Source organism: Streptomyces sp. NPDC003284 (assembly GCF_053589675.1).
In genome coordinates this window covers 689,589-709,144 of the sequence record NZ_JBSFSI010000001.1, presented here as the reverse complement: position 1 = coordinate 709,144, position 19,556 = coordinate 689,589, and the positions used below count along the sequence as shown (strand labels likewise).

Genomic DNA, 19,556 nt, shown 5'->3' with positions numbered 1-19,556 from the left:
GACGCTCACGTCGGCTCGTCCGTCTCGTCCATCACGAACTCGCTCCACAGGCACTTGCCGCCGCCACGCGCCTCCACGCCCCACACGTCGGTGAGCCGGTCGACGAGGAGCAGCCCGCGCCCGGAGACGCCCTGCTCCCCCGGTTCGCGGCGGCGCGGCAGGGCGCTGGAGGAGTCCTCGACCTCCACCCGCAGCCGCCGGTCGGTGCCGCTGAGCACCCGCAGGGTGACCACGGCGGCGCCCTCGGTGTGCATCAGGGCGTTGGTGATGAGTTCGTCGGCCACGAGTTCGATCTCGTCGGAGCGCTCGCGGGCGCCCCAGGAGCGCACGGTGGCGCGGATCATGTGGCGGGCCCGGGTCAGCGCCTCGGGGTCGCCCGGTGCGACATGGTGCTGGAGGCGGCCCTCGGGCCGGCGTTCGGCGAGCGCGCGGCGGCGCAGCACCAGCAGGGCCACGTCGTCGTCCCCGCCGCGCTCCTCCGCCATGGCGATCAGCTGGTCGGCGAGGTCGCGTACGTCCTCGGGGCCCGCGCCGATCATGTCGACCAGGGCGCGCATGCCGTCGTCGAGGTCGGCGCCGGGCTGCTCGACGAGGCCGTCGGTGCACAGCACCAGGGACTGCCCGGGGTCGAGCTCCATGGCGCACACCGGATACTCCAGGTCGCCGAACTCGGCGGACAGGCCGAGCGGCAGGCCGCCGTCGACCTCGACCCGGCGGCAGCCGCCGTCGACGTGCCGCACCAGCGGGTCGATGTGCCCGGCACGGACCACCTGGACCACGCCGGTGGACAGGTCGGCCTCCGCGTACAGGCAGGTCGCGAAGCGGTCGGTGTCCAGTTCGTGCAGGAAGACGGAGGCGCGGGCCATCACGGTGGCCGGGGTATGGCCCTCGGCGGCGTAGGCGCGCAGCACGATGCGGAGCTGGCCCATGACGGCGGCGGCGTGCGTGTCGTGGCCCTGGACGTCGCCGATGACGGCGCCGACCCGGCCGCCGGGCAGCGGGATCAGGTCGTACCAGTCGCCGCCGATGTCGCGGCCCAGGGAGCCGCCCGCGTAGCCGGAGCGGTAGCGCACGGCGACGTCGGCGCCGGGGACGCTGGGGATGGTGCGCGGCAGCATCGCCTGCTGGAGGCCCTGGGCGAGGTCCTTCTCCTGCTCGTAGAGCATGGCGCGCTGGAGGCTCTGCGCGATGCTGCTGCCCAGGGCGACCAGCAGGTTGCGCTCCTCCTGGGTGAAGCCGTGCCGGCCGCTGTAGAGCAGGCCCATGCCGCCGATGGGGCGGCCCTGGGCGATCAGCGGGAGGTAGGCGGCCGAGGTGATGCGCAGCCCGGTGATGTGCGGCCACAGGATCGGGTAGCGCTCGGCGAAGTCCTCCGGGGACTCGATGAAGCACGGGCTGAGGGTGCGCACGGCCTCGCTCATCGGGTACGGCTCGTCGATCCGGGTGACGCGGGTGCCGGGCACGGAGCTGCCCTCGGGGCCCTCGGCGACCAGCCGGAGGCGGCCGGCCTCGACCAGGCCGAGGACCAGGCTGGTGGAGCCGAGCAGGGCGAGGCCGTGGCTGTCCTTGACGACGTCGATGACGTCCTGGACGGAGTGCGCGTGGGCGAGGGCCGCCGTGGTGGCCTGGACGACGTTGGTCTGCTCGCGCCGGGCGGCGGCCCGCGCCACCCGCTCCTGGCGGCCGGCGATGTCGTCCAGTTCCTCGGTGGCGTCGCGGATGATCCCGATGATCCGGTGCGGGCGCCCGGCCGCGTCCCGGCGGATGTAGCCCTGGGTGTGGATCCAGCGCAGCGTGCCGTCGCGGCGGCGCAGCCGCATGTAGGTGCCGTAGTTCTCGCGGCCCTCCCGCAGGGCGCGGTTCACCATGGCGTCCAGGCGGCGGCCCTCGGCGGCGGGGACCCGGCGGCCCAGGCTCTCGGGGTGGCCGTCGTACTCCTCGGGGGTGAGGTCGAAGATCCTGTGCGTCTGCGCGTCCATGCTGAGCAGACCGGTGTCCAGATCCCAGTCGAAGCTGCCCATGCGGTTGAGTGCCAGGATCGGATCCGGGTGCGCGGGCCAGTCGTCCGGGAGTGCCAGGGCGTGCGCTCCCCGTTCAGCCATGGGCCCACCTTGCCAGGATTTGTCCGATTCTTCGAGTTCTTCGAGTTCTTCGAGCGAAAAGCGGGGGGAACCCGGTCCCCGGGGGCGGCGGCGGACCGGGGCACCGGCAGGGAAGGAGCGTGCACGACCGTGGGATGGTTCACCGCACCCGACTACTGGCTCGGCCGGCTGGTGTTCCAGCGGGCGCTGGCCGCCGTCTACCTCGTGGCGTTCCTGACGGCGGCCCTCCAGTTCCGGGCGCTGCTGGGCGAGCGCGGGATGCTGCCGATCCCCCGGTTCGTGGCGCGGGTGCCGTTCCGGCGGGCGCCGAGCCTGTTCCACCTGCGCTACTCGGACGGGCTCTTCGCGGCGGTCGCCTGGGGCGGGTGCGCGGTGTCGGCGGCGCTGCTGGCGGGGGCGGACGCGTGGCTTCCGCTGTGGGGCGCGCTGCTGCTGTGGCTGGTGCCGTGGGCGCTGTACCTGTCGATCGTGAACGTCGGGCAGACCTGGTACGGCTTCGGCTGGGAGTCGCTGCTGCTGGAGACCGGGTTCCTCGCGGTGTTCCTGGGCAACGACGAGGTGGCCCCGCCGGTCGTCGTGCTGTTCCTGCTGCGCTGGATCCTCTTCCGGGTGGAGTTCGGCGCGGGGCTGATCAAGCTGCGCGGCGACCCGTGCTGGCGGAACCTGACCTGCCTGTACTACCACCACGAGACCCAGCCGATGCCGGGCCCGCTGAGCTGGTTCTTCCACCGGCTGCCCGCGCCGCTGCACAAGGCGGAGACGGCCGCGAACCACCTCACGCAACTGGTGGTGCCGTTCCTGCTGTTCACCCCGCAGCCGGTCGCCACGGCCGCCGCGGCGCTGATGATCCTCACCCAGCTGTGGCTGGTGGCCTCGGGCAACTTCGCCTGGCTGAACTGGATCACCGTCGTGCTCGCCCTGTCCGCGGTCCGCTGGCCGGGCGGCCCGCCGCCCGCCGTGTCCGCACCCCCGCTGTGGTACGAGGTGCTGGTCCTGGCCGTGGCCGCGCTGCTGGTCTTCCTCAGTCACCGCCCGGTGCGGAACATGATCTCCCGCCGCCAGGTCATGAACCGCTCCTTCGACCCGCTGCACCTGGTCAACACCTACGGCGCGTTCGGCACCGTCGGCCGGATCCGGCACGAGGTGGTGATCGAGGGCACCCTCGACGAGGTGCCGCGCGAGGACTCCGACTGGCGGGAGTACGAGTTCAGGGGCAAGCCCGGGGACGTGCGGCACTGGCCCCGGCAGTTCGCCCCGTACCATCTGCGCCTGGACTGGATGATGTGGTTCGCCGCGCTGTCCCCGGCGTACGCCGGGCCGTGGTTCGGCGCGCTGGTGGAACGGCTCCTGGAGAACGACCGCGACACGCTGCGGCTGCTGCGCCGCTCGCCGTTCCCGCGCGACCGGCCGCCGCGCTTCGTCCGCGCCCGGCTGTTCCGCTACCGCTACACGACCTGGCCGGAGCTGCGCGCCACCGGGGCCTGCTGGGACCGCACGTTCGTCCGGGAGTTCCTGGCGCCGACCCGGCTGGCGGGACCGGCGCGGGACGACTGACGGGGTGCGGCGGGGTCCGGCGGGGTGCCGTGCCGGGTGGGCCGGGCAGCCGGAACGGGCAGGCCGGGGCCGTTGTCAGACCCTGCCGCTACGGTCTTTCGCATGAGAGCTACGGGCACCTTCACCGTGAAGTCCTTCACGCCGGCCGGCCTGAAGCCGGACCCCGTCGTGACCACCGGCCTCCCGGTGGGAGTGGCCACCCTGGAGAAGCACTTCGAGGGCGAGATCACCGGCCGCGCGGCGACCCTGTTCACCGCCGCCTTCGACCAGGAGACCGGGGTCGGCACCTATGTCGCCATGGAGTCCTTCGAGGGCACCCTGCACGGCCGCCGGGGCGCCTTCAACTTCGTCCACTCGGCCACCACCACGGGCAGCGACCGCAGCGCGGAGTTCTTCACCGTCGTCCCCTCCAGCGGCGCCGGCGATCTGACGGGGATACGCGGCACCGGCGGCCTGGCCGTCGACGCCGACGGCACCCACCGGATCCGGTTCGACTACGAGCTGGACTGAGCCAGCCCGTAGACGCGGTCGGCCGTCCGGGCGAAGACCGCCGCGCGCTCGTGCGCGCAGAGCCCGGCGGTCAGCTCCCGTGCGGTGGCCAGGACCTCGGCGTAGGAGGCGGCCAGGGTGCACACCGGCCAGTCCGAGCCGAACATCAGCCGGTCCGGACCGAAGGCGTCCAGCACCGTGTCCGCGTAGGGGCGCAGTCCCGCCGGGGTCCACGTGGCCGGGTCGGCCTCGGTGACCAGGCCCGACAGCTTGCAGACGGTGTTGGGCAGGGCGGCGAGCGCACGGACGTCGCCCGCCCAGGGCTCGGTGCCGCCGGTGGCGGCGGGCGGTTTGCCCAGGTGGTCCAGGACGAAGGTGAGCCCGGGGTGGCGGGCCGCCGCCTCGGCGCAGGCGGGGAGCTGGCGGGGGACGACGACCAGGTCGTACACCAGGCCCGCGTCGGCGACGGCGGCCAGGCCCCGGCGCACCTCGGGGCGCAGCAGCCACCGGGGGTCGGCCTCGCCCTGGACCTGGTGGCGGACGCCCTTGAGGTACCGGCCGCCGGGCAGGGCGCGCAGCCGGTCCAGCTCGTCCGCGACGTCGGCCCGGGTGAGGTCCGTCCAGCCGACCACGCCCGCGATCAGCTCGTGCGCCTCGGCCAGGGCCAGCAGCTCCGGGGTCTCCTCGGGCACGGTGACGGTCTGGACGAGGACGGTGCGCTCGACCCCGGCGGCGCGGGCCTCGGGCGCCAGGTCGGCGAGGGTGAAGTCGCGGCGCAGCGGGCTGAGCGCGGGGCCGGTGATCCAGTCCTGGTCGCGGACGGACAGGTCCCACACGTGGTGATGGGCGTCGACGGTCACGGCAGCTCCCACACCACGGGCAGCCCCGCTCCGGCGCCGTCGCGGGAGTAGTCGTGCACGACGTCGAGCAGGTCGGCCATGCGGGCCTGCCAGGCCACGTTGACGGGCAGCCGCTCCAGTTCGGCCAGGAGCCGGGCGTAGTCCTCGCACTCCAGGAGGTGGAACAGGTCGGTGCCGCTGCGCCAGATGGTCCAGGAGGTGGCCCCGGCGGCGCGGACGGCGGCGGTGAGCGCGGCGGGCACCTCCCGGTGCGCGGCCTCGTAGGCGGCGACGCGGTCGGCGCGCACCTTGGTGTGCAGAGCGACTCTCATACGGGCTCCTCTCGCGGCAGCAGGCCCCTCTCGCGCAGCTCCCGCCAGAAGGACGCGGGGACGGGGACGGCGTACTGCTCGGCGCAGTCGCGCACCTCGGCGGCCGAGCGGGCGCCGATCAGCACACTGGCCACGACCGGGTGGGCGGCGCAGTGGGACAGGGCGGCGGCGCGCAGGGTGATGCCGTGCGCGCGGGCGGTCTCCCGCAGGCGCAGGGCCCGCTCCAGCAGCGCGGGCGGCGCCTGGGTGTAGTCGTACGGGGCGCCCGGCCGCGGATCGGCGAGCAGGCCGGAGTTGAAGGCACCGCCGACGACCACGGCGACCCCGCGGGCCAGGGCGGCGGGCAGCAGGTCGGCCGGGGCGCTGTGGTCGAGGAGGGTGTGGCGGCCCGCGCACAGCACCACGTCGACGTCGGTGTCGTGGACGAAGCGGGTCAGCATCGCGCTCTGGTTCATCCCGGCGCCGATCGCGCCGACCAGGCCCTCGGCGCGCAGTCGCTCCAGGGCCGGGTAGCCCTCGCGGAAGGCCGCTTCGGCGTGGTCGTCGGGGTCGTGGAGATAGGCGATGTCGACCCGGTCGAGGCCGAGGCGGTCGAGGCTGGCCTCCAGGGTGCGCCGGATGCCGTCGGCGGTGAAGTCCCAGACACGGCGGTGGGTGGCGGGCACCGCGAATCCGGCGGCGAGGTCGTCGCCGGTGCCGTCGCCGGTGCGGTCGGCGGTGCGGTCGGCGGGCTCCAGGCGGCGGCCCACCTTGGTGGACAGGGTGTACTCGCTCCTGGGGCGGGTGCGCAGGGCGGCGCCCAGGCGGCGTTCGGCCAGGCCGAGCCCGTAGTGGGGCGCGGTGTCGAAGTAGCGGATGCCCGCGTCCCAGGCGGCGGTGACCGCCTCGTGCGCCTGGTCCTCGCCGACCTCGGTGTACAGGTTGCCGAGGGCGGCGGTGCCGAAGCCGAGGGGGCCGATGTCGACGCCGGTCGCGCCCAGGGCCGTCACCGGCCCGCCGGGCGCAGCCGCAGTCCCTGCATGCCGCCGTCGACCGCGAGGGAGGTGCCGGTGGTGGCGCCGGAGTGCGGGCCCGCCAGGTAGGCGATGGCGGCGGCGACCTCGGCGGCGGTGACCAGGCGGCCGGTGGGCTGGCGGGCCCGGAGGGCGGCGCGTTCGGCGGCGGGGTCGGGGGCCGAGTCCAGCAGCCGGCCGACCCAGGGGGTGTCCACGGTCCCCGGGTTGACGCAGTTGACGCGGATGCCCTCGCGGATGTGGTCGGCGGCCATGGCGAGGGTGAGGGAGAGGACGGCGCCCTTGCTGGCGCTGTAGAGGGCGCGCTGCGGGAGACCGGCGGTGGCCGCTATCGAGCAGGTGTTGACGACGGCCGCGTGGTCGGAGACGCGCAGGTGCGGCAGGGCGGCGCGGGTGGTGCGGACGATGCCGAGGACGTTGACGTCGAGGACGCGGTGCCACTCGGCGTCGTCGTTGTCCTCGACGGTGCCCTGGGCGCCGATGCCTGCGTTGTTGACGAGGATGTCGACTCCGCCGAGGGCGTCGGCGGCCGCCTCGACGGCGGTGCGCACCAGGACGTCGTCGGTCACGTCGGCGCGGAAGGCGTACAGGGGCTCGTCCACGGCCGAGGGATCCAGGTCCAGCACCGCGACGCGGGCGCCCCGCCCGGCCAGGAGACCGGCGGTGGCCCGGCCGATCCCGGAGGCGCCGCCCGTCACCAGGGCCCTCAGTCCGTCGAAGTCGCTCATGCCGCGTGCCCCTTCTGCTGTGTCTGCTGTGTCTGCTGTGCCAGGTCGGCGGCCCAGAAGGTGCCGCCGGGGAAGGTGTAGCGCGCGATGGACTCCGGCCGCATGGCGGCGGAGAAGCCGGGCGCGGTGGGGGCCGTGTAGCGGCCCTCGCGGATCACCACCGGATCCAGGAAGTGGTCGTGGAGGTGGTCGACGTACTCGATGACGCGGTCCTCGGTGGTGCCGGTCAGGGCGACGTAGTCGAACATCGAGAAGTGCTGCACCAGTTCGCACAGGCCGACGCCGCCGGCGTGCGGGCAGACCGGGACGCCGTACTTGGCGGCGAGCAGCAGGATGGCGAGGTTCTCGTTGACGCCGCCGACCCGGGCCGCGTCGATCTGGAGCACGTCCAGGGCACCGGCCTGGAGCATCTGCTTGAAGACGACGCGGTTGTGCACGTGTTCGCCGGTGGCCACCTTCACCGGGGCCACCGCCTCGCGGATGGCCGCGTGGCCGAGGACGTCGTCGGGGCTGGTGGGCTCCTCGATCCAGTACGGGTCGTAGGGGGCGAGCGCCCGGGTCCAGCGGATGGCCTCGGCCACGTCCCAGCGCTGGTTGGCGTCGACCGCGATGCGCACACCGGGTCCCACGGCCGCGCGGGCCACCCGGCAGCGGCGTACGTCGTCGTCGAGGTCGGCGCCGACCTTCAGCTTGATCTGGGTGAAGCCGTCGGCGACGGCCTGGGCGGCGAGGCGGGTCAGCTTGGCGTCGTCGTAGCCGAGCCAGCCGGGGGACGTGGTGTAGGCGGGGTAGCCGTGCGCCAGGAGGCGGGCGGTGCGCTCACCGGCGCCCTCCCGGCCACGGCGCAGCAGGCCGAGGGCCTCGTCCGGGGTGAGGGCGTCGGTGAGATAGCGGAAGTCGATCTGCCGCACCAGCCAGACCGGGTCGGCCTCGGCGAGCAGCCGCCACAGCGGCTTGCCCGCGCGTTTGGCGGCGAGGTCCCACACGGCGTTGACGACCGCGCCGATCGCCATGTGCATCACGCCCTTCTCGGGCCCCAGCCAGCGCAGTTGGCTGTCGCCGATGAGGTCGCGGAAGAGCGAGCCGGGGTCGGCGCACAGTTCGTCGACGGACCGTCCGACCACGTGGTGGCGCAGTGCGTGGATCGCGGCGACCTGGACGTCGTTGCCCCGCCCGATGGTGAAGGTGAAGCCATGGCCCTCGGCCCCGTCCGTGCCGTCTGTGCCGTCCGCGGGGTCGGTGCGCAGGACGGCGTAGGCGGCCGAGTAGTCGGGGTCCGGGTTCATCGCGTCGGAGCCGTCCAGCTCGCGCGAGGTGGGGAAGCGGATGTCGTGGGTGTCGACCGCGGTGACACGGGCGGGCGTCGGGGACACGGGTGGCCTTTCGTCGGTGGCGGGGGGCCGTGCGGTCAGTCCTGGGCGCGGCCCGTCGTCACGCGCGCGATCATGAGGGCGACCAGGATGATCCCGCCGTAGATGGCCTGGATCCAGAACGACGGCACCTGGGCGAGGGTGAGCAGGTTCTGCACCACGCCGAGCAGCAGGACGCCGGTGAGCGCGCCGAACATGGTGCCCCGGCCGCCGTCGAGACTGATGCCGCCGATGACCGCCGCCGCGAACACCGTGAAGATCATGTTCTGGCCCTGGTTGGCGCTGATCGCGCCGACGTAGCCGGTCTGCATGATGCCGCCGACGGAGGCGAGGACACCGGCGGCGACGAACACGCCGAGCATCACGCGCTCGACGCGGATCCCGGCCGCGCGTGCGGCGTCCGCGTTGCCGCCGATGGCGTACAGGGCGCGGCCGACGCGGTGGTGGCGCAGGACCAGGCCGGTGACGGCGAAGGCGGCGGCGGCCAGCCACACCGACAGGGGGACGGTGAGGAAGGTGGTGGTGGCCAGCGCGTAGAAGCTGTCGGGCATGCCGAACAGCGTCTTGCCCTTGGTGGCGCCGACCAGCACTCCGCGCAGCACGATGAGCATGGCCAGGGTCACGATGAAGGCGTTGAGCTTGAAGGTGACGACCAGGATGCCGTTGAAGGCGCCGATCACCGCTCCGGCGGCCAGGATCGCGAGCAGGGCGAGCGGGGCGGCCAGTTCGGTGCCCCAGCCGGACTGGGCGGCGGGCAGGACGAGCAGGGCGCCGACGGCGGGTGCGATGCCCACGACCGATTCCAGGGACAGGTCGAACTTGCCGGTGATGAGCACCAGGGACTCGGCGAGCACCACCATGGCGAGGGCGGCGGACGAGCCCAGGACGGAGATCAGGTTGCGTTCGGTGAGGAACGAGTCGTTGACGACCGCGCCGAGCACGATGAGCAGCAACAGGGCTGGTACGAGGGCCAGTTCGCGGGCGCGGCGCAGCAGGACGGCCCTGGCCCGGCCCGCGTCGGCCGGGTGCGGTGGGGCGAGCGGCGCGGCCGCCTCGGTGTCAGCCATGGTCCACTCCTTCGATGGAGGCGATCAGCTCGTGGTCGCGCCAGCCCGCCGGGTGCTCGGCGGTGATCCGGCCGTGGAAGAGGACGAGGACGCGGTCGCAGCGCCGCAGGTCGTCGAGTTCGTCGGAGACGACGAGCACGGCGGTGCCGTCCTCGCGGGCGCTGTCCACGCGCGCCAGCAGGGATTCCTTGGACTTCACGTCGACGCCCGCGGTGGGGTTGATGAGGACGAGCAGCCGCGGGTCACGGGCGAGGGCGCGGGCCATGACGACCTTCTGCGCGTTGCCGCCGGACAGGTCGGACACCGGCTGCCCGGGGCCCTCGGTGCGGATGCCGAGGCGGGCGACGAGCTCACCGGCGAGGGCGCGGCGGGCGCCGGTGCCGACGAAGCCGAACCGGCCGAGCCGGTCCAGGACGCTGAGCGTGGTGTTGTCGCCGACGGTCATCCGGGGCACCAGGCCCTGCTCGTGGCGGTCGCGCGGGACGCAGCCGACGCCCGCCGTCAGCGCGGCCCGTACGTCGCCGAACGGCAGGGCACGGCCGTCGAGTTCGGCGCTGCCGCCGGTGGGGGTGTGCAGTCCGGCGAAGGACTCGGCCAGTTCGATCTTGCCGCTGCCGCTGGTCCCGGCGAGTCCGACGACCTCGCCGCCGCGCACGCTCAGGTCGATGTCGCGGTACGCGCCGGAGGTGAGGCCGTGCGCGGCGAGCACCACGGGGGCCTGGGCGGCGACCGGCTCACGGCTCAGGGCGCCGCCGGTGACCGACTCCCCCGCCATGGCCTCCACCAGGGCGGAGCGGGGCAGGTCCGCGACGGGGGCGGTGGTGATCCAGCGGGCGTCGCGCAGCACGGTGACCGTCTGGCAGACCTCGTACACCTCCTGGAGGTGGTGGGAGATGAACAGGAAGGTGACGCCGGAGTCCTGGAGTGTCCGCATTCGGGTGAACAGCCGCTCTATCTCGCGGTTGTCGAGCTGGGCGGTGGGTTCGTCCAGGACGATGAACCGGGCGCCGAGGCTGAGGGCCCGCGCGATCTCGACCATCTGCCGGTCCTCGACGCGGAGTTCGGCCGTGCGGGCGCCGGGGTCGACGCGTACGTCCCAGGCGTCCAGGAGCGCGGCGGCCTCCTCGCGCAGCCGCCGCCAGCTGATCAGACCGCCGCGTCCGGTGGGCTGGCGGTTGATGAACAGGTTCTCGGCGACGGTGAGTTCGGGGACGACGGTCGGCTTCTGGTAGACGCAGGCGACCTTGCGGCGCCAGGCGTCGCGGTCGCCGAGCGGGGGCGCGCTCGCGCCGTCGAAGCGGATCTCGCCCGCGTCGGGGGCCTGGAGGCCGGTGAGCAGGGTGACGAGGGTGGACTTGCCGGCGCCGTTGCGGCCGACGAGGGCGTGGGACTCGCCGCTGCGCACGGTGAGACGGCCGTCGGCGAGGGCGACGGTGGCTCCGTAGCGCTTGGTGACGCCCCGCGCCTCGGCCAGCGGGGCGGTGTCGGGGGCGCTCATCGGACCGTGTTGCCCCACAGCGCCCGGTCGTCGACGTTCTCCTTGGTGACCAGGGGCGCGGGCAACTGGTCCTCCAGGACTCCGTTGGGCAGCTTCACGATGGTGGAGCCGTGGTCGGTGGGGCCCGGCGCGAACGTCTTCCCCTGCATGGCCGCCTTGATGTAGTACATGCCGTACTTGGCGTAGGCGTCGGCCGGCTGGGAGACGGTGGCGTCGATCTCGCCCTTGCGGATGGCGTCGAACTCCTGCGGGATGCCGTCGTTGGAGACGATGGCGATGTGTCCGGCCGTCCCGGCCTTCTTCAGCAGGTTCTTGGACTTCAGGGTCTGGAGGGTGGGCGCCAGGTAGACACCGCCCGCCTGGAGGTAGATGCCCTTGATGTCGGGGTTGGCGTTCAGCAGGGTGTCGAGCCTGGCGGCGGCGGTGTCGGACTCCCACTTGGCGGGGATCTCCAGCACCTTCAGCTTCGGGAAGTTCTTCCGTACGCAGGCGCGGAACGCCTCCGAGCGCTCACGGCCGTTGACGGAGGCGAGGTCGCCCATGATCTGCACGACCTTGCCGGAGTCGAGGTGCGCGCCGAGGTACCGGCAGGCCTTCTCGCCGTACGCGATGTTGTCGGCGCGCACGACCATGGCGACCTTGCCCTTGTCGGGCGCCACGTCGACGGCGACCACGGGGACGCCCTTGCGTTCGGCCTGGTCGAGTCCGGCCTGGATGGCGGCGCTGTCCAGCGGGGCCACGACCAGGCCCTTGACGCCCTGGTTCAGCTCGTTGTTGATGTCGGTGATCTGCTGCGAGGGGTCGCTGTTGGAGTTGACCGTCTTCAGCGCGTCCACACCTTGGGACGTGGCCATCTTGGGCACGTAGTCGTTGTAGGACTGCCAGAACGGCGAGGTCAGCAGGGGCAGGACGACACCGACCTTGCCGCTGCCGCCGCCCTGTGCGCCGGGCGCGCCGCCGTCCTTGGTGCTGCCGCAGGCCGTCAGCGCCAGCGCGCCGCAGGCGGCGACGGCCGCCGCGCGCACCGCCGCCGCCGGGAACCGCCTGCCGTGCAGCCGCCTGCCTTGCCGTCCGTTCCGCACTTGTGTGCCGGCCATCTGTCGGCTCCTCATCGGGCGAGATCGAGCAGTTGCCCGCATACTTATCAGACCACTTGACGCCCGGAACACCCTCCGGAGCCACTTTTCCCGGCCGGACGACCGGAGTGGTCCGACCACCTCGATGGTTAGACTGCGGCGCACGGCGACAGGAGGAGTGGCGTGGAGCAGACCCCGACCGGACCGGCCGAGCGGACGGAGCCGGACCCGGACGGCGCCGCGCGTGCCGCGCATGCCGGGCCGAAGGAGACGGAGGCGGCGGCGGAGGCGCAGGGCGCCGCCGGTGCCGGGCAGAAGGGCACCGTGACGCAGCGGGCCATCGAGCGGATCAAGTCGATGATCGCCGAGGGCCGGCTGGAGCCGGGCCAGCGGCTGCCGACCGAGCGGGACCTCGCCGCCGGGCTGGGTATCTCCCGCAGTTCCGTGCGCGAGGCGATACGCGCGCTCACCGTGCTCGGTGTGCTGGAGGCCCGGCACGGATCGGGCATCTACGTCACGCAGTTGGAGGCCGGAGACCTGCTGGAGACGTTCGGGGTGGTGGCCGACCTGACCCGCGGGCCGCGCCTGGTCGAGCTGCTGGAGGTGCGCCGGGTCCTGGAGTCGACGGCGACCGCGCTGGCGGCGGCGCGGATCACCCCGGAGCGGCTGGCCGAGGTCGAGAAGCATCTGACGGCCATGAACGCCACCGACGACCCGGAGGAGATCCTCGCCCACGACCTGGCCTTCCACCGCGAGATAGCGATGGCGGCGGGCAACGAGGCGATGGCCGCGATCCTGGAGGGCCTGTCCTCACGCACCTTCCGCGCCCGGGTCTGGCGCGGCTACCAGGAGGAGGGGGCCTTCGCCCGCACCCGCCGCGAACACGCCGCGATCTTCCGGGCGTTGGCGGCCCATGACCCGGAGGCGGCCCGCGCGGCGGCGGCCTCCCACGTCGGCGAGGTGGAGGAGTGGCTGCGCGCCCGGTTCGCGGAGTGACGGCGGACCACGGGTGAGGGCACGGGCGGGAACGCCGGAGGGCGGCCCGGCGCGTGCGTGCCGGACCGCCCTCCTGTACTCACTCAGGCGCGCTGTACCGACTCAGGCGCGCCGCAGCCGCAGCGTCACCAGCTCGAACGGACGCAGCCGCACCGCGATCCGCTCGCCGTCGCGCTCCACGGCCGGGGCGTCGGCCAGCGGGCGCTCCAGCAGGTCGGTCGCCACGGCGTCGGCGACCTCGAACCCGGCGCTCAGCGTGGCCCGCGCCCGGCCGCCGTGCGCCTCGTGGAAGCGGACGACCACGTCGCCGCTGCCGTCGTCGGCGAGCTTGAGAGCCGTCACGACCACCGCGTCGTCGTCGACGGCCACCAGCGGGGCGACCGCGCCCGCGCCGGTCAGCCGCCGCTCGGGCACGTTGATCCGCCAGCCCTCGCGGACCGCGCCGCCGATGTCGGCGCCGGGCACCAGGGCGTGCCGGAAGCGGTGGACGCCCTGGTCGGTCTCCGGGTCGGGGAAGCGCGGCGCGCGCAGCAGCGACACCCGGACCGTGGTGGTCGTGCCCAGGTCGCCGTCGGTGCGGACGGCACGGGTCACGTCATGGCCGTACGTCGAGTCGTTGACCAGGGCGACGCCCCAGCCGGGCTCGGCCACGTGCACGAACCGGTGGTTGCACGCCTCGAACTTGGCGGCCTCCCACGAGGTGTTGGTGTGGGTGGGCCGGTGGAAGTGCCCGAACTGGGTCTCCGACGCGTACCGTTCGGCGTGCACGTCCAGCGGGAAGGCCAGCTTGAGGAACTTCTCCGTCTCGTGCCAGTCGACCTCGGTGTCCAGGAGCAGCCGCCGCTCGCCCGCGGCCAGCGACAGCACCTGCGTGACGCGGGAGTCGCCGAAGGAGCGCACGACGCGCACCGAGGCGCCGTCCTCGCCCGCCGTGACCTCGTCCGCGTCCGTCAGGTCGGTGACCGTGTTGCGATAGAACTCGTCCACGTCCCAGGCGTCCCACATGTTCGGGAAGTCGGGGTGCAGCTGGAGCAGGTTCGCGGCCCGGCCGGGGGCGACCGTCTCGCGCTCGGCCTCGATGTCGTACGCCGAGACGACCAGGCCCCGCTCGTCGATCTCGACGCGCAGCACGCCGTTGTCCAGGACGTGTCCGCCGCCCTGGCGGGGCGTGAGCCGGGTGCCGCCCGCGACGGCCGGGGCGGCGGCGCCGCCCGCCGGGACACCGCAGCGGCCGTGCGGGGCCGCGTTGAAGACGAGCGGGGTGGCGCCCTCGCCGGCCAGCGCGCGCTGCGCGCCGTCGATGATCGCGTCCAGCTCGGCGGCGACCCGCTCGTAGGTCGCGCGGGCCTCGCGGTGCACCCAGGCGATGGACGAGCCGGGCAGGATGTCGTGGAACTGGTGCAGCAGCACCGTCTTCCAGATCCGGTCCAGGTCCTCGTAGGGGTAGGGGAACCCGGCGCGCACGGCGGCGGTGGCCGCCCACAGCTCCGCCTCGCGCAGCAGGTGCTCGCTGCGCCGGTTGCCCTGCTTGGTCTTGGCCTGGCTGGTCAGGGTGGCGCGGTGCAGTTCGAGGTACAGCTCGCCGACCCAGACGGGCGGTTCGGGGTACTCGGCCTCGGCCTTGTCGAAGAACGCCTCGGGGGTCTCCCACACCACCTGCGCGGAGCCCTCCAGGTCGCGCAGCCGGGCGGCCTTGGCGACCATCTCGCGGGTGGTGCCGCCGCCGCCGTCGCCCCAGCCGGTGGGCGCCAGCGAGTGCCGGGCGACGCCCTTGTCCTTGAAGTTGCGGGCCGCGTGCGCGATCTCGCTGCCCTTCATGGAGCAGTTGTAGGTGTCGACGGGCGGGAAGTGCGTGAAGATCCGGGTGCCGTCGATGCCCTCCCACTGGAAGGTGTGGTGCGGGAACTTGTTCGTCTGCGACCAGGAGATCTTCTGCGTGAGCAGCCGCTTGGAACCGGCCGCCTTGATGATCTGCGGCAGACCGGCGGCGAAGCCGAAGGTGTCGGGCAGCCACGCCTCGTCGTTCTCGACGCCGAACTCGTCGAGGAAGAACCGCTTGCCGTGCACGAACTGGCGCGCCATGGCCTCCGAGCCGGGCATGTTGGTGTCGGACTCCACCCACATGCCGCCGGCCGGGACGAACCGCCCGTCCGCGACGGCCTTCTTGACCCGCGCCCACACCTCGGGCCGGTGCTCCTTGATCCACGCCCACTGCTGCGCCTGGGACATGGCGAAGACGAAGTCGGGCTCGTCCTCCAGCAGGGCGGTCATGTTGGACGTCGTACGCGCCACCTTGCGCACCGTCTCGCGCAGCGGCCACAGCCAGGCGGAGTCGATGTGCGCGTGGCCGACGGCGCTGATGCGGTGCGCGGAGGGCACGGCGGGCGCGGAGAGCACGCCGGTGAGCTGGGCGCGGGCCCGCCCGGCGGTGCCGTTGACGTCCTGGAGGTCCACCAGGTCCAGTGCCCGGTCCACGGCGCGCAGGATCTCGTAGCGGCGCTGGGAGTCCTCGGGCAGCTCGGCCATCAGCTCGCCGAGCACCTCCAGGTCGATGACGAGCTGCCACACGGTCTCGTCGAAGACGGCGAGGTCCATCCGGGTCAGCGTGTACTGCGGGTCGCTGCCCGCGGTCTCCTTGTCGCCGAGCTGGGTGGGCAGGAAGGGGTGGTAGTCGAGGATGACGGGGTTGGAGGCGGCCTCGATGTGCAGGCGCACCTCCTCGCCGCCCTCGACGGGGGCGCCGATCCGGACCCACTGGTTGCGCGGGTTGAGGCCCTTCACCGGGGTGCCGTCGGGCCGGTAGACCAGGCCCTCGCACTGGAAGCCGGGCATGTTCTCGTCGAAGCCCAGGTCGAGCAGGGCCTCGACGGACCTGCCCGCCCAGGCCCGCGGGACGGTGCCGGTCACCCGGAACCAGCTGGTGCCCCACGGAGCACCCCAGCGGGCGCCCACCGCGATCGGCTCGGGCTCGGCGGCCAGTCCCTCGGCGACCGGGACGGGCTCCCCGGGCGCGTGCCACACGGCCACGTCCAGGGGCACGGACTCGGGGTACACGGCGGGGCGGATGCGCTCGTCGAGTACGCGCTTGAGGCGGGCTTCGACCAGGCTGCGGTCGTCATGCATGCGGAATGCTCCGTAGGTCTGCGTCTGCGGGTGGATCAGTCGGTGGTTACCAGCGGTGGCCGAGGGCGGCGGCGGCCGAGGAGGTGTACAGCTCCCCCACCGCCCGTACCTCGAACCGTACGGCCCGCTCGCCCGGGGCGGGCGTCAGGCCGGTGACGAAGTAGGCGCGCTGGCCGGTGCCGCCCAGGAAGCGGCGGGTGCCGTCGGGCAGCACGCGGTGCACGGTGTAGTGGCGGACCGTGCCGGGCGCCGGGTGGTCCCAGGCCAGACGCAGGTCGCCGCCCGAGGCCGCGGTGACCCGGGGCCGCACGGGGGCGGCCGGGGTGGTGGTGCGCTCGCGCACGGCGAGGCCGCCGAGCCGCCAGCGGACCGGGCCGCCGCCGGTGGCGGTGAGCCGGATCCCGAGGGCGTGCACGGTCCCGGACCGGCCGGGCAGCCGCACCGCGGTGGTCCGCCAGCCGTCGCCGCGCCCGGCCGGCAGCGGCAGGTACGTGTACGGCGGCGGGTTCCCGGCGCCGTCCGGTTCGGCGGTCGCCACGGCCAGCTCGACGCGTACGTCCCCGGCGTCGGCGCGGTGGGTCAGCTCGACGACGGTGTTGCGGCCGAGCGGCAGCCGGGTCGTGTAGAGGTCCAGCACGGCGGGCCGGTCGAGCGCGCCGGACACCAGGAGGCTGCTGCCGCCGTGCCAGGCGTCGGCGAAGTCGAAGGCGACGGCGGGCCGCTGCCCCTCGGTGCGCACGCTCCAGCGGCGGGCGGGCAGCCGGTCCTGGAGGCCGAGGTGGTTCCAGGGGGTGTCGGAGGTGACCTCGCCCCGCTCGTGCCAGCGCAGTCCGTGGCCGGTGTTGAAGACGGTCGCGAACGGCAGGGCGGTGACGGTGGACCGGTCGGCGGCGAAGACGGCCGGTGCCCGCCAGGGGTCGGCGGCATCGGGCCGGGACGGGTCGAGGGAGCGGCCGGTCCAGAACCGGTCGTCGGCGGCGTGGAACGCCTCCGGGGTGTGCCCGGCGGGCAGGTGGCCGCGGGTCCACTCCGGGCGGTAGAGGCCGACGGAGGCGGTGTGCGCGGTGCCGGCGGGCACGATCGCGTCCCAGTCCACGGAGGTGTCCGGGCCGCGGGACTCCACGTCGACACCGGCCCACAGCTCGTAGCGGCTGCGGCCCAGCGCGTCGGCCCGGCGGGCGGAGGAGGCCAGCGAGCCCGCGCTCCAGCGGAAGTCGACGAACAGGTCGTCGGCGGCCTCGTACAGCGCCTGGTTGCGGTCGTTCAGCGCGCCCTGCCAGCTCACCGTGCCGTCCACGGTCATGGCGTCGTACCAGGTGACACGCTGTCCGCGGGCGGCGGCGAGCGTCTTCAGCTCGCGGACGAAGCCGAGCATGGCCGCGCCGAGCGCGCTGTCGCCACCGCCGGTCTCGGCGTTGACGAACCAGCCGTCGAAGCCGTACGCCGCCGCGACCGCGACGAGCTGGGCGGCGAGCGGGTGGTGCCCGGCGGCGTCCCGCTGCACCAGGTCGCTGGTCCAGCGGAGCTGTCCGCCGTAGGCGGCGGGCGGCAGGAAGACGTTGCCGAGGACGGGGACGCCGTGCCGGTGGGCGGCGTCCACGACCGGCGCGTTCGGCGCGAGGATCAGCCCCTCGCCCGACGAGCCGCCCCAGAAGACCAGCTCGTCGATGTACGCCCAGTGGGTGAGGGCGTAGTAGTCGGCGGTGGCCGAGCCCTGGGAGGGGTTGCCCGCGGTGGGGCCGAAGGAGACCAGGGACTGGATACGGGCCTGGTCCGCGCGGGCCGTGGTGTTGGCCGGGGCCGGGGTGAAGCGCCGGGCGAGCGGCACGGAGGCCCGGTTGAAGGGCAGGTCGGTGTCGGTGGCGGCGCGCCAGCTCTTCAGGCTGCGCCAGGTGATGTCCTCGCCGGGGCTGCCGTCGGGCAGCGAGTCGGGGTACCAGTAGGAGGCGAGCGGCCGCAGGCCGGTGGCGGCGGTGCGGGGCGCCGCCGAGGCGGGCGCGGCGGCGGGCAGGGACAGCGCGGGCAGGGCGGCGGTCGCGGCGCCCGCGAGCAGGACGGTGCGCCGGGCGGGGCGGTGACTCACGAGCGGGTGCCTCCTGGTGGGGTGGGGAGTACCTGATCGGGGGTGACGACGTCCGTGATGCCGCGGGCGGCCAGGTGGTCCTGGTCGGCCGCCCGGGTGTCGAGGACGGTGGTGGGGCGGGCGCCGTCGGCGGTGAGCCGGAAGAACGCCTCGAAGACGTCGCCGCCGGGCGCGCAGCGGGAGCGGGCGGCCGGGTCGGCGGGCACGGTCAGGGCGGTGGTGCGCGGGGCCGGGGCGTAGGTGTGCTCGCGGGCCGCGCGGGCGAGGCTGCGGGCGATGTCCTTGGGACGGCGGTCGTTGGTCAGCAGGCCGAGGCTGTACTCGAGTTCGGGGAAGTCGGCCAGCTCGCGCGAGACGTCGTGGGAGCACCACCAGGTGATGCCCCACAGGTCGGGGCAGTCCAGCGCGTTGGCGACGGTGGCCTCGGTGAAGGCGGCGGCGTGCTCGGCGGGGATCAGGGGGGCGGGCGCGCCGACCTCCTGGAGCCAGACGGGGCGGTGCGGGTCGCCGGCCCATGCCTTGCTCAGCTCGATGAGGTAGGCGGCGTGGTGCTCGGTGGGCACGGAGGTGCGGCCGTGGCGCTGGGCGGTGCCGTTGAAGACCCAGGAGTGCACGGCGGTCAGCGCGCCGTGCCGGGCGGCCTGGTCCGGGGTGAACGGCATGTCGTCCTGGTACCAGGTGGCGTCGTACTCGGCGTGCAGGTGCATCCGGCCGGGAGCGCCCTGCTCGCAGGCGGCGAGCATGCGCTCCAGCCAGGCGTCGATCTGGTCGGCGGTGGCCCGGTCCGGGTCGGGGTGGGGCCCGGCGGAGAACTGGTTGACCTCGTTGCCGAGGGTCATGCCGAGGAAGTTGGGGCGGCCGTCGAGGGCGGCGGCCAGGGTGCGCAGGTAGGCGGCCTGGCCGTCCAGGACCTCCGGGTCGGTGAAGAGGTTGCGGCGGTGCCAGGTGCGGGTCCAGGCGGGCAGGAAGTCGAAGCTGGACAGGTGTCCCTGGAGACCGTCCACGTTGACGTCGAGCCCGCGTTCCCCGGCCGCGTCGACGACCTGCACCAGCTGTTCCACGGCGCGCGGCCGGATCAGGGCGCGGTCGGGCTGGAAGTAGGGCCACAGCGGGAAGACCCGGACGTGGTCGAGGCCGAGCGCGGCGATGGAGTCCAGGTCGGCGCGTACGGCGTCCAGGTCGAAGTCGAGCCAGTGGTGGAACCACCCCTGGCTCGGGGTGTAGTTGACGCCGAAGCGCACGGCAGAAGGCATGCGGGGTCCTTGCGAGGTGGGGGTACGGGGGTT

The 19,556-nt window shown here is 73.9% G+C and carries 15 protein-coding genes; 3 read left to right on the top strand and 12 right to left on the bottom strand.

Going from position 1 to position 19,556, the window contains the following annotated elements:
* Positions 1 to 5 precede the first annotated feature (5 nt).
* Positions 6 to 2,102 carry a SpoIIE family protein phosphatase gene (locus tag ACWDYF_RS03105; RefSeq protein WP_389463803.1) on the bottom strand — a complete coding sequence of 699 codons (2,097 nt, stop codon included), beginning with the start codon at positions 2,100 to 2,102 and terminating at the stop codon, positions 6 to 8.
* 129 nt (positions 2,103 to 2,231) lie between these two features.
* Here ACWDYF_RS03105 and ACWDYF_RS03100 point away from each other — a divergent pair, with 129 nt between their 5' ends.
* Together ACWDYF_RS03100 and ACWDYF_RS03095 are read left to right on the top strand one after the other, a co-directional pair.
* The gene (locus ACWDYF_RS03100) at positions 2,232 to 3,656 is read left to right on the top strand and encodes a lipase maturation factor family protein (RefSeq protein ID WP_389463801.1); all 1,425 of its coding nucleotides are present in this window, start codon (positions 2,232 to 2,234) and stop codon (positions 3,654 to 3,656) included.
* Between the two features lie 102 nt (positions 3,657 to 3,758).
* Positions 3,759 to 4,166: a DUF3224 domain-containing protein gene (locus tag ACWDYF_RS03095; RefSeq protein WP_389463799.1), complete on the top strand. Its 408-nt coding sequence runs from the start codon at positions 3,759 to 3,761 to the stop codon at positions 4,164 to 4,166.
* Here the strand turns inward: ACWDYF_RS03095 and ACWDYF_RS03090 are convergent.
* The 8 genes from ACWDYF_RS03090 to ACWDYF_RS03055 are packed head-to-tail and all read right to left on the bottom strand — an operon-like array spanning position 4,151 to position 12,089.
* On the bottom strand, positions 4,151 to 5,005 hold the full coding sequence (locus ACWDYF_RS03090; protein WP_389463796.1) for an amidohydrolase family protein: 855 nt from the start codon (positions 5,003 to 5,005) through the stop codon (positions 4,151 to 4,153). The genes ACWDYF_RS03095 and ACWDYF_RS03090 overlap by 16 nt on opposite strands.
* Positions 5,002 to 5,316 (bottom strand): L-rhamnose mutarotase, encoded by a 315-nt coding sequence (locus ACWDYF_RS03085; protein ID WP_381744092.1) that lies wholly within the window; start codon positions 5,314 to 5,316, stop codon positions 5,002 to 5,004. Before ACWDYF_RS03085 ends, ACWDYF_RS03090 begins: the two co-directional genes overlap by 4 nt.
* Positions 5,313 to 6,305 (bottom strand): aldo/keto reductase, encoded by a 993-nt coding sequence (locus ACWDYF_RS03080; protein WP_389463794.1) that lies wholly within the window; start codon positions 6,303 to 6,305, stop codon positions 5,313 to 5,315. Before ACWDYF_RS03080 ends, ACWDYF_RS03085 begins: the two co-directional genes overlap by 4 nt.
* Entirely contained in the window at positions 6,302 to 7,057 is a 756-nt protein-coding gene (locus tag ACWDYF_RS03075) for an SDR family NAD(P)-dependent oxidoreductase (RefSeq protein ID WP_381744090.1), read from the bottom strand. Before ACWDYF_RS03075 ends, ACWDYF_RS03080 begins: the two co-directional genes overlap by 4 nt.
* Positions 7,054 to 8,430 carry an L-fuconate dehydratase gene (locus ACWDYF_RS03070; protein WP_389463791.1) on the bottom strand — a complete coding sequence of 459 codons (1,377 nt, stop codon included), beginning with the start codon at positions 8,428 to 8,430 and terminating at the stop codon, positions 7,054 to 7,056. The genes ACWDYF_RS03075 and ACWDYF_RS03070 overlap by 4 nt, the downstream gene beginning before the upstream one ends.
* Positions 8,431 to 8,465: 35 nt before the next feature.
* Entirely contained in the window at positions 8,466 to 9,494 is a 1,029-nt protein-coding gene (locus tag ACWDYF_RS03065; RefSeq protein WP_389463789.1) for an ABC transporter permease, read from the bottom strand.
* On the bottom strand, positions 9,487 to 10,992 hold the full coding sequence (locus ACWDYF_RS03060) for a sugar ABC transporter ATP-binding protein (protein ID WP_389463786.1): 1,506 nt from the start codon (positions 10,990 to 10,992) through the stop codon (positions 9,487 to 9,489). Before ACWDYF_RS03060 ends, ACWDYF_RS03065 begins: the two co-directional genes overlap by 8 nt.
* Positions 10,989 to 12,089 (bottom strand): sugar ABC transporter substrate-binding protein, encoded by a 1,101-nt coding sequence (locus tag ACWDYF_RS03055; RefSeq protein WP_381744087.1) that lies wholly within the window; start codon positions 12,087 to 12,089, stop codon positions 10,989 to 10,991. The genes ACWDYF_RS03060 and ACWDYF_RS03055 overlap by 4 nt, the downstream gene beginning before the upstream one ends.
* A gap of 303 nt (positions 12,090 to 12,392) precedes the next feature.
* Here ACWDYF_RS03055 and ACWDYF_RS03050 point away from each other — a divergent pair, with 303 nt between their 5' ends.
* Positions 12,393 to 13,064 (top strand): FadR/GntR family transcriptional regulator, encoded by a 672-nt coding sequence (locus ACWDYF_RS03050; protein WP_389463926.1) that lies wholly within the window; start codon positions 12,393 to 12,395, stop codon positions 13,062 to 13,064.
* 102 nt (positions 13,065 to 13,166) lie between these two features.
* On the opposite strand, the gene ACWDYF_RS03045 is transcribed toward ACWDYF_RS03050, so the two are convergent.
* From ACWDYF_RS03045 to ACWDYF_RS03035, 3 genes are read right to left on the bottom strand one after another with little or no spacing between them, the layout of a single operon-like run.
* Positions 13,167 to 16,187, bottom strand: a complete 3,021-nt coding sequence (locus ACWDYF_RS03045) for an alpha-mannosidase (RefSeq protein ID WP_389463784.1) — start codon at positions 16,185 to 16,187, stop codon at positions 13,167 to 13,169.
* A gap of 46 nt (positions 16,188 to 16,233) precedes the next feature.
* Complete coding sequence (locus tag ACWDYF_RS03040; RefSeq protein WP_389463782.1) at positions 16,234 to 18,270, bottom strand: endo-beta-N-acetylglucosaminidase; 2,037 nt, start codon at positions 18,268 to 18,270, stop codon at positions 16,234 to 16,236.
* On the bottom strand, positions 18,267 to 19,523 hold the full coding sequence (locus ACWDYF_RS03035) for a glycoside hydrolase 5 family protein (protein WP_389463780.1): 1,257 nt from the start codon (positions 19,521 to 19,523) through the stop codon (positions 18,267 to 18,269). Before ACWDYF_RS03035 ends, ACWDYF_RS03040 begins: the two co-directional genes overlap by 4 nt.
* Positions 19,524 to 19,556 lie beyond the last annotated feature (33 nt).

What these genes read in the sequence shown, in the direction of transcription:
- ACWDYF_RS03105 (WP_389463803.1), bottom strand. Translation starts at nt 2,102, where the DNA reads ATGGCTGAACGGGGAGCGCACGCCCTGGCACTCCCGGACGACTGGCCC.
- ACWDYF_RS03095 (WP_389463799.1), top strand. Translation starts at nt 3,759, where the DNA reads ATGAGAGCTACGGGCACCTTCACCGTGAAGTCCTTCACGCCGGCCGGC.
- ACWDYF_RS03085 (WP_381744092.1), bottom strand. Translation starts at nt 5,316, where the DNA reads ATGAGAGTCGCTCTGCACACCAAGGTGCGCGCCGACCGCGTCGCCGCC.
- ACWDYF_RS03075 (WP_381744090.1), bottom strand. Translation starts at nt 7,057, where the DNA reads ATGAGCGACTTCGACGGACTGAGGGCCCTGGTGACGGGCGGCGCCTCC.
- ACWDYF_RS03065 (WP_389463789.1), bottom strand. Translation starts at nt 9,494, where the DNA reads ATGGCTGACACCGAGGCGGCCGCGCCGCTCGCCCCACCGCACCCGGCC.
- ACWDYF_RS03060 (WP_389463786.1), bottom strand. Translation starts at nt 10,992, where the DNA reads ATGAGCGCCCCCGACACCGCCCCGCTGGCCGAGGCGCGGGGCGTCACC.
- ACWDYF_RS03055 (WP_381744087.1), bottom strand. Translation starts at nt 12,089, where the DNA reads ATGGCCGGCACACAAGTGCGGAACGGACGGCAAGGCAGGCGGCTGCAC.
- ACWDYF_RS03045 (WP_389463784.1), bottom strand. Translation starts at nt 16,187, where the DNA reads ATGCATGACGACCGCAGCCTGGTCGAAGCCCGCCTCAAGCGCGTACTC.
- ACWDYF_RS03035 (WP_389463780.1), bottom strand. Translation starts at nt 19,523, where the DNA reads ATGCCTTCTGCCGTGCGCTTCGGCGTCAACTACACCCCGAGCCAGGGG.